Annotated in this window: 1 protein-coding gene; it reads left to right on the plus strand. The window is 75.5% G+C overall.

Annotated elements, in window-relative coordinates; all coding sequences use genetic code 11:
- Positions 1-227 precede the first annotated feature (227 nt).
- Positions 228-9332: an SDR family NAD(P)-dependent oxidoreductase gene (locus ACFZCY_RS18660; RefSeq protein ID WP_391174441.1), complete on the plus strand. Its 9105-nt coding sequence runs from the start codon at positions 228-230 to the stop codon at positions 9330-9332.
- The last annotated feature ends 77 nt before the right edge of the window (positions 9333-9409 follow it).

A 9409-nucleotide genomic window follows, 5' to 3' on the forward strand; every position in this document is an offset into this window, starting at 1 on the left:
GGCCCCGCCCGCCCCCCCCCCCCCGCCGGCCCGCGCGGGCGGCGGGCGGTCGCGGGGGCCGCCCCCCGGCGCCCCCGGGGGCGCCGGGCCCGCCCCCCCCCCCCCACGCCGGGCGGCCGCCGCGCCGCGTCCCGCTGCCGGGCTACCCCTTCGCCCGGGAGCGGTACTGGCTGGACGCCCCCGCAGACGAGCCGGATGCGGCGGCCGGCGGTGCGCTCCACCCGCTGCTGGACGCCAACGAGTCCACCCTCGCCGAGACCCGCTTCCGCACCACGCTGCACCTCGACGACCCGATGATGCGCGACCACGAAGTGGCCGGGCGGCGGCTGCTGGCCGGTACCGCCCTGCTGGAGATGGCCCGGGCCGCCGTGGAGCGGGCGGCGGGCCGGGCGCCCGGCCGCCTGCGCGACGTGGTGTGGGGACGACCGGTCGAGACCGTGGACGGCACGCTGCCGGTGTTCGTCGGACTGCGCACCGAGAACGCCGAGCGCGGCGCGGTGCCCGCAGACGTGGCGTTCGAGGTGTTCAGCGAGGCGGCCGAGACCGGCCGGGTCACCCATGTACGGGGGGTCGCGGGCACCGCCGGGGCCGCCCCGGCAGGGCCGCCGCTCGACCTTGAGGCGGTGCGGCATCGCTGCGCCGCACCGCGCGATGGAGCCGACGTCTACGCCGACTACCAGCGGGCCGGTTTCCACTACGGCCCGTCCTTCCAGGTCATGCGGGGGGTGTGGACCGGTACGGACGAGGTGCTGGTGGAGGCACGGCTGCCCGAGCCGCGGCAGGAAAACGCCGGCGCCTTCACTCTCCATCCCGCCCTGCTGGACGGCCTGCTGAGGTCCGTGCACTGGATGAACCGCGACACCGCCCCGGACGCCGGTGATCTGGTGGTGCCGTTCTCACTGGGAGAGATCGAGATCCTCACGCCGCGGCTTCCACCGGTCTGCTTCGCCCACGCGGTGCCGGCCCGTGGCACCGGCTCCCGGGCGTCGGCCGTCCAACGGTTCGACGTGGTCGTCACCGACGAGCGGGGCACCGAACTGGTCCGGGTCCGCGACTTCGCCGGGCGCGTGCTGACGGCCGCGGGCGCCGCGGCGGCCGCGGCGCCGGGCGAGGATGACGCCGACGGGCCGCTGTTCTACGCGTTCGGGTGGGAGCCGGCGGACCTGCCCGCCCCGGCCGAGGAGACGAGGCCCGACGCGGGGACCCTGCTGGTCTTCGCCGCCGAGCCGGAACCGGCCCGGCTGCTGGCCCGGTCCGGTCGGTGGGACCGCGTGGTGAGGGTGCTGGTCGGCGACCGCTACCACACCGACGGCCCCGGCGAGTACACCATCGACCCATCGGACCCCGGGCACTACCGGCGGCTGCTGGCCGAGGTCGCGGACCTCGCCGCGCGGCCCGGACTGGACATCGTCCATCTGTGGGACCTCGGCGGCGGGCAGCCGGCCTCCTCCGCCGTACCGGAGCCCGCACCCACGGAGCCCGAAGAGGAATGCGCCCGGCTGAACGCGGCGTTCGGCACCGGGCTGTTCGCGGCGCGGCATCTCCTGCGGGGCCTGCACGAGCGGGCCGCCGCGGGCGGCCACGAGAGCGTACGGCTGCTGTACGGGCACGCCGCGCCCGGCGGGCAGGCCCGCCCCGAACACGAGGCCCTCGCCGGCCTGATCCGAGGGGCCGCGACCGGCCTGCCGGGCCTGTGGTTCCGTGCGGTGCGGTACGACGGTGTCCCGCTCGAGTCGGGGCGGCTCGCGCGGACCCTGCTGGACGAGCTCCGCGTCCCGGCGGCCGTGGCCGCCCGGACGATGGAGGTCCGGACGATGGAGGTCCGCTACGACGGGTCCGGCCGGCGTCTGGAACGCCGGATCGACTACGCGTCACCGCCCGGCCCCGGTGCCGGACCGGCCGCCGCTCCGCTGAAGGAGCGCGGTGTCTACCTGGTGACCGGCGGGACCGGCGGCATCGGGCTGGCCTTCGCCCGTCATCTGGCCGGGCGTCACCGGGCACGGCTGGTGCTGCTGGCCCGTTCACCGCTGAGCGAGGCGGTCCGGGCGGAGGTGGGCCGGCTGACCGCACTGGGGGCCGAGGTGCTCCCGGTGCGAGGCGATGTCGCGGTGCCCGACGACGTACGCCGGGCGGTGGCCGAGGCAAAGGCGCGCTTCGGGCGGCTGGACGGCGTCTTCCATGCGGCGGGGGTGTACGACCCGACGCCGCTGGCCGACGCGGACCATGAGCGGTTCGAACGGGTGCTGGCCGCCAAGACGCACGGCACCGTCAACCTCGATCTGCTCACGCGTGACGAGCCGCTCGACCTCTTCGTGCTGTTCTCGTCGGTCTCCTCCGTCCTCGGCGACTTCGGCGCGGGCAGCTACGCCGCGGCCAACCGCTTCCTCGACGGCTACGCGGAGCGGCGCGGCCTGCTGGCCCGCGAAGGGCACCGGCCCGGGCGCACCCTCTCACTCGGCTGGCCGCTGTGGGCGATCGGCGGCGTGGACACCTCGCTCGGGGAAACCGGGCTGCGGCGTTTCCGGGAGACGACCGGAATGCGGCCGGTGAACGAGGCCGACGGCCTGGAGATGTTCGAACGCGCCTGGGCCCACGGCTCGCCGGCGCTCATTCCGGCCGTCGGCGACCGGGCCACGATCGACCGCGTGCTCGGGGTGCGGCAGGCCGACCGCATCTCCGCTTCCGCCCCCGCCCCTGCCCCTGCCCCTGACCCTGCCGAGACCCCGTCCCCGTCCCCGGTCCCGTCGGTGGACGGCGGTGCCGTGGCCGCGCGGCTGCGGACGCGGACGCTCGAACACCTCAGGGAGAGGATCGCGGAGGTGCTGAAGCTGCCCACGGCCCGGCTCGACAGCCACACCACGCTCGACACGTACGGGCTGGACTCCGTGATGGTGATGGAAGCCAACACCCTGCTGGGCAAGGACTTCCCCGGCCTGCCCGGCACCCTGTTCTTCGAGTACCGCACGGTGGAGGACCTGGCCGAGTACCTGGTCCGGGAACACTCCGACGCCGTGGCGCGACTGTTCGGCCGGGCCCTGACCCCATCGCAGGCCCAGGGCCAGGCCCGGACCGAGGCCCGGCAGGTGCCGTCGGCACTCCCCGCCGCCTCCGCCCCGCCCGCCGCGGCCGTGGCCCGCGCACTGCCGCCGCCCGCCGATGACGGCGGCGGTGACGGTGGCGAGGAGATCGCGATCATCGGGATCAGCGGACGCTACCCCGGCTCCCGCGACCTCGATCAGTTCTGGGAGAACCTGCGGCTCGGCCGGGACTGCGTCACCGAGGTGCCCACCGACCGGTGGGACGCGGGCGCGCTGTTCGATCCCGACCCGGCGGCCGCCGGCCGGAGCTACTGCCGGTGGGGCGGGTTCCTCGACGACGTGGACGCCTTCGACTCGCTGTTCTTCCGGATCTCCCCGATGCAGGCCAAGACCATGGACCCGCAGGAGCGGCTGTTCCTCGAGACGGCCTGGGGCGCGCTGGAGGACGCCGGGTACCCCCTCGGCGCCCTCCCGGGACCACGCTTCTCGGCCGATGGCCGGGACGTCGGCGTGTTCGTCGGAGTGATGTGGGGCGACTACGCGGTGCTCGCCGCGGAGGAGTCGTTCCGGGGCAACCATGTGACCGTCCCGGCCAACCGGTCTTCGATCGCCAACCACGTGTCGTACTTCGGGGATTTCCGCGGACCGAGCGTCGTGGTGGACACCGCCTGCTCCTCCTCGCTGGTCGCGCTGCACATGGCCTGCGAGAGCATCCGCCGCGGGGAGTGCGGCTACGCGATCGCGGGCGGCGTCAACATCGCCGTGCACCCCGACAAGTACGTCCACCTGAGCCGCAAGACGATGCTCGCCGAAGACGGCAGGTGCCGGTCCTTCGGCGCGGGCGGCAGCGGCTATGTGCCCGGCGAGGGCGTGGGCGCGGTGATGTTGAAGCGGCTGTCGCAGGCCGTGGCCGATGGTGACCGCGTCCACGCCGTGATCAAGGCCAGCGCGGTCAACCACGGCGGGCGGACAGGCGGACTGACCGTGCCCAACCCGCGCGCCCAGCAGGCCGTGATCGAGGAGGCCCTGGCCCGCGCCGGTGTCGATCCGCGCACCATCGGCTACGTCGAGGCCCACGGCACCGGCACCGAACTGGGTGACCCGATCGAGCACACCGGCCTGGAGCGGGCCTTCCGCTCCCGCACCGAGGACGTGGGCTTCTGCGCCCTCGGCTCGGTGAAGTCGGCGATCGGCCATCTGGAAGGAGCCGCGGGCATCGCCGGGGTCACCAAGGCGGTGCTGCAGCTGCGGCACGGCCAACTCGCCCCGTCGCTGCACGCGGAGCAGCTCAACCCCGTGATCGACTTCGAGCGGTCGCCGTTCCGGGTGCAGCGCGAACTCGCCGGATGGCCCCGGCTGCCGCTGCCCGACGGCGGCGTCCCGGCGGAGCAGCCGCGCCGGGCAGCCGTGAGCGCTTTCGGCGCGGGCGGCACCAACGCTCATGTGATCCTCGAGGAGTACATCGAGGGTCCGGACGACGACCACCGTGCGGAGCCCGAGCCGGGCCGGCCGGAGCTGCTGCTGCTGTCCGCCCGGTCCGAGGAGCGGCTGCGGGCCTACGCGGCGAACCTGGCCGCGCGCTTGCGCCGCGAGCTCGCCGCCGACCATCGCGCACCGGCCCGGGCCCTGACGCTCGCCGATATGGCGCATACGCTCCAGGCGGGCCGGGAGGCGATGCAGGAGCGGCTGGCCGTCACCGTGCACGGGCTGGACGAGGCCGCCGAGGTGCTGGAGGCGTTCGCCCGCGGCGAGGCAGGGGACCGGGTGACCCGGGGCGGCGCCAAGGACAACGCGGCCATCGGCGACCTGCTCACCGGGCTGCCGGAGGGCCGGGACCTGCTGCTGGCTCTGGCCGCCGCGGCCGACCACGACCGGCTGGGCCGGCTGTGGGCCTCCGGCCTGGCCTTGGACCCGGACGTCCTTCAGCAGGCGCGCCCCCGCCCGGCCCGGCGGGTGTCGCTTCCGACCTACCCCTTCGCGCCGGAGCGCCACTGGATCGAGCGCCGCCCCGCGGGTTCCGCTCCGGCCCCGGCCCCCGCTCCGGCCCCCGCTCCGGCCCCCGCTCCGGCCCCCGCTCCGGTCTCCGCTCCGGTCTCCGCTCCGGGCGAAGCCGATGGGCGGCCGCCGGTCACCCACCGGCGGGCCCTGGACCCGGCCGAGCCGGTGCTGCGCGACCACATCGTCGGCGGGCGCCGGGTGCTGCCCGGGGTCGCCCATCTGGACCTGGTGTTCTCCGCGCTCGGCGGCCCGACGGCCGGGCCCCGCGAGCTCCGTGAGGTGCGCTGGCTGTCGCCCGTCGCGGTGCACGGCGAGCCCGCCGTGGTGGTGCTGCGCACCGGGCACGACGGCTCCACGACGCGGTACGAGCTGTGCGGCGAGGACGACGGCCATCGCGGCGACAGCGCGGTGGGCGCCGTCCGCTACTCCGAGGGCACGGCGACCGCCGCCGGGCAACCGTCGGACGGTTCCGGCACCGTGGATGTCGAAGGTGTCCGGGCCCGCTGCCCGGCCACCCGGACCGGCGCCGACCTGTACGGGGAGCTGGCCGGCCGGGGTCTGCGGTACGGGCCGTACTTCCGGGCGGTCGAGCGGACATGGGTCGGTGACGGCGAAGTGCTGGGGCGGCTCCGGCTGCCCGCCGAGCACCGCGCCGAGACCGGTCACCACGCCCTGCACCCCGGTATGGCGGACGCCGCGCTGCACACCGTCGCGGCGATGCTCCGCCCCGACGACGGCCTGCTGCTGCCCTTCGCCGCCGAGCGGGTGGAGCTGTTGCGGCCGGTTCCGGCCGAGGGCTTCTCGCATGTGACGGCCCTCGGCGGACATCGATACGACGTGGCGCTGCTGGACTCCACCGGCCGGGTGTGCGTCCGCTTCCACGACCTCGCCTACCGCCGGATCCGGGAACCGGAACCGGGCCCCGCAGCGCGGCCGTCGGTGGGCATCGGCGCGCCGCACGACGGCCATGAGCAGTTCGGCTACCGGCCCCGCTGGGTGCCCGTCCCCGCCGGGGACGACCCGGAACCGGAAGCGGACACCCCCGCCGGGCAGACCACGTCCGTGCTGGTCGCGGCGCCGGAGTCGGCGCGAGTCCTGGCGCAGGCGCTCGGCCGGGCCCACCTCGGCCGGGGCGCCGATGTCGGCCACCTGTGGCTGGCGGAGGCCGGCGCGTCCCCGGAGGACATGGACCGCGAGCTGGCCGGCCGGCCACTGCCCGACCTGGTGTACTTCCTCGGCGGCGCCCGGCACGAACCCGCCGGCACCGCACCTTCCGTCGGCGGCGCACCCTTCGTGGGCGGTACGGCCGGGGACACGGCCGACGAAGCCCGCCGTGAGGTCCTGGCGCTGCACCGTCTGGTGCACGGCCTGCTGCGGCGCGGCGCGCTCACCGGTGGACCGCCCGGGCCCGGCCAGGGCACCGTACGGCCACGGACCACGCACCTGAAGGTGGTCACCGCCGACGTCTTCCCGCTCGGCGAGGACGACCGGTCCCGGCCCGGGGCGGCCGGCCTGTGGGGCTACTGCTCCGTGCTGGACAAGGAGTTCCCGCACCTGAGGGTCGGTTACGTGGACATCCGGGGCGAGGAGACCGCCGCCGCGGCCGCGACTGTGGCGGCCGAGCCGTTCTCCGCCAAGGCACGGGCGGTGTCCCTCCGCGGCGGGATGCGGTACACGCTGCGGCAGGAGCCCGTCGCGCTGCCGCCGGCCGAGGCCACCCCCTTCCGCGACAACGGCGTGTACCTCATCCTCGGCGGGCTGGGCATGGTCGGCTACGAAACGGCCCTGCACCTGGCGCGCACGCACCGGGCCAAGCTGGTGCTGGTCGGCCGCGCCGAGCCCGACACGCGCCGCCGGGAGCAGCTCGCCGGGATCGAGCGATGCGGCGGCGAGGTGCTGTACCTCGCCCGCGACGCGGCGGACCCGGCGGCCCTGAAGGACGCCGTCGCCCGCGCGAAGGACCGTTTCGGGGCACTGCACGGCGTCATCCACTCGGCGATGCTGCTGGGCGCCGCACCGATCCGGGAACTCGATGAGCCGTCCCTGGAGGCGGTCCTCGCCGCCAAGACCGACACGTCGTGGAACCTGGCCCGGGCGGTGTGGGACGAGCCGCTGGACTTCCTGCTCTTCTACTCCTCCGGTGTCGCCTTCGCCGGCAACGCCGGCCAGGCCGGATACGCCGCCGGGTGCGCCTTCGCCGACGCCCTGGCCCGGGATCTGGACCGCACCGCCCGCTTCCCCGTCCGCACGGTCAACTGGGGCTACTGGCACGCCGGTGGCGACCGGGAACGGGAGGAGATCCTGCGGCGGCTCGTCGCCGCGGGCATCCGGCCGATCGGGGCCCGCGAGGGCATGGAGACCGTGGAACGTTTCCTCGCCTCCGGCCTGCCGCAGATCCTGGCGACCCGGGCCTCCGACACGATCCTGGAGGCGCTGGGCGTCGACCCGGACGTAACGGTGCGGCCCCGGCCCGGAGGGACGAGGCCCCCGTCGCGGCCGCACCGGCCGGCCGCCGAGCCGATCCTGGTCAGCGCCGCCGACGAGGCACGGATCAGCGGGCAGCGGGCAGGCTCCCGGGCCCTGGAGCGGCTCGGCCGGCTGCGGTTGCTGGGCGTGTTCCAGCACGCCGGCGCCCTGCTCCGGGCCGGTGAGCGCCGTACGGCGACGGAACTGCGCGGCGCGCTCGGCGTGGTCTCCCGCCACCACCGGCTCTACGAGGTGCTGCTCGACGTGCTGGCGCTGGGCGGCCTGGTGCGACGTGAAGGCGACGAGGTGGTGGCCCTGCCCGCCGTCGAGGACGAGGAGACGCGCCGGGCCGTCGCCGCCCCCGAGGCTGCCCGCGCCGCGCTGCCGGCCGGGCAGCCGTGGACCGCGGGCGTGGCGGACCTGCTGCTGCGCTGCACCCGGGAGCTGCCCGGGGTGCTCCGCGGTACCACCTCGGCGACCGAGGTGCTGTTCCCCGACGGATCCCTGGACGCGGTGACCGCCGTGTACCAGGGCAACCCGCTCACCGACCGGCTGAGCGAGCACATGGGGGTGATCGTGTCGAGGTACGCGCGGGAGCGGCTCGCCACCGACCCCGATGCCCTGATCCGGGTGCTCGAAGTGGGCGCGGGCACCGGCAGCACGACCCGTGAGGTGCTGGCGGCGCTGGAGCCCTTCGCCGAGCGGATCCGGTACACGTACACGGACATCTCCGGCGGGTTCGTGCGGCACGGCCGCAAACAGTTCGCCGACGCCTACCCGTTCACGGAGTTCCGCGTCCTGGACGTCGAGAGCGATCTCGGTTCGCAGGGCTTCGAACCGGACGCCTACGACGTGGTGCTGGGAACCAACGTCTTCCACGCCACCCGGCACATGCACCGCACCATGGAACAGGTCAAGCTGTTGCTCCGGGCGAACGGGCTGCTGCTGGCCAACGAGGGCACGCGGGTGGACCACGCGATGACCCTCATCTTCGGCCTCACCGATGGCTGGTGGGCGTATCGGGATCCGGAGCTCCGGATCCCCGGCGCCCCGCTGCTGGACGAGCGGGCGTGGCGGGACGTGCTGTCCGGCTGCGGCTTCCGGGGGATCGCGTTCCACGGGCTGCCCCAGGACGGCGCGGCCGCCCAGAGCCTGATCGTGGCGGAGAGCGACGGCGTGGCCGTCCATGCGGCCACGGCCGACGAGCCCGCCGCCGCCTCCGGTGTGCCGGCCCTCGACGGCGCCGGCGCCGAGGCCGCCTCGGCCGCCCCTTCCGTGGCGTCCGTGGCGTCCGTGGCGTCCGGGACGTCCGGGGCGGACACCGCCGCGCGGCCGGCCGCGGACCGGTACGCCGCCGCCGAGGACTTCGTACGCGAGGTCTTCGCCGAGGTGCTGGAGATGTCCCCGGAGCAGTTCGACGTGGAGGCGACCTTCGAGGACTACGGCGTCGACTCGCTGGTCGCGCTCCAGATCAACAAGGCGCTGGAAAAACATGTGGGCCGGGTCCCGGCGACGCTGCTCTTCGAGCAGATCACCATGGCCCAGCTCGCCCGCTGGCTGCTCACCGAGCACCCGGACGCCCTGGCCCGTGCCCTGCACGGCGCCGCGCCGGGGACGACGGACGGCGCGCCACGGGCGGCGGCGCCCGGCACCGGGCCGGAACAACCGGTGCCCGCGGTGCCGGTGCGCTCCGAGCATCCACCGCCGCCGCTCACGGGGGAGCTGGAACGGATGGTCGGCGCGCTCTCCGACGCGGAGGTGGACGACCTGCTGAGGCTGCTGGACACGCCCGGTGACGGGGCGGCGGGAGACCGGACGGTGACGGAATGACGACGAGTGGGGCCGGGGCGGAACAGCCCGGTACGGCGAGTGCCGCGGCGCGGCCGGCGACAGGCAGGGGTTCGGAC

Origin of the sequence: Streptomyces sp. NPDC007983, assembly GCF_042958345.1 — a bacterium.
In the GTDB taxonomy this organism is placed as follows: domain Bacteria; phylum Actinomycetota; class Actinomycetes; order Streptomycetales; family Streptomycetaceae; genus Streptomyces.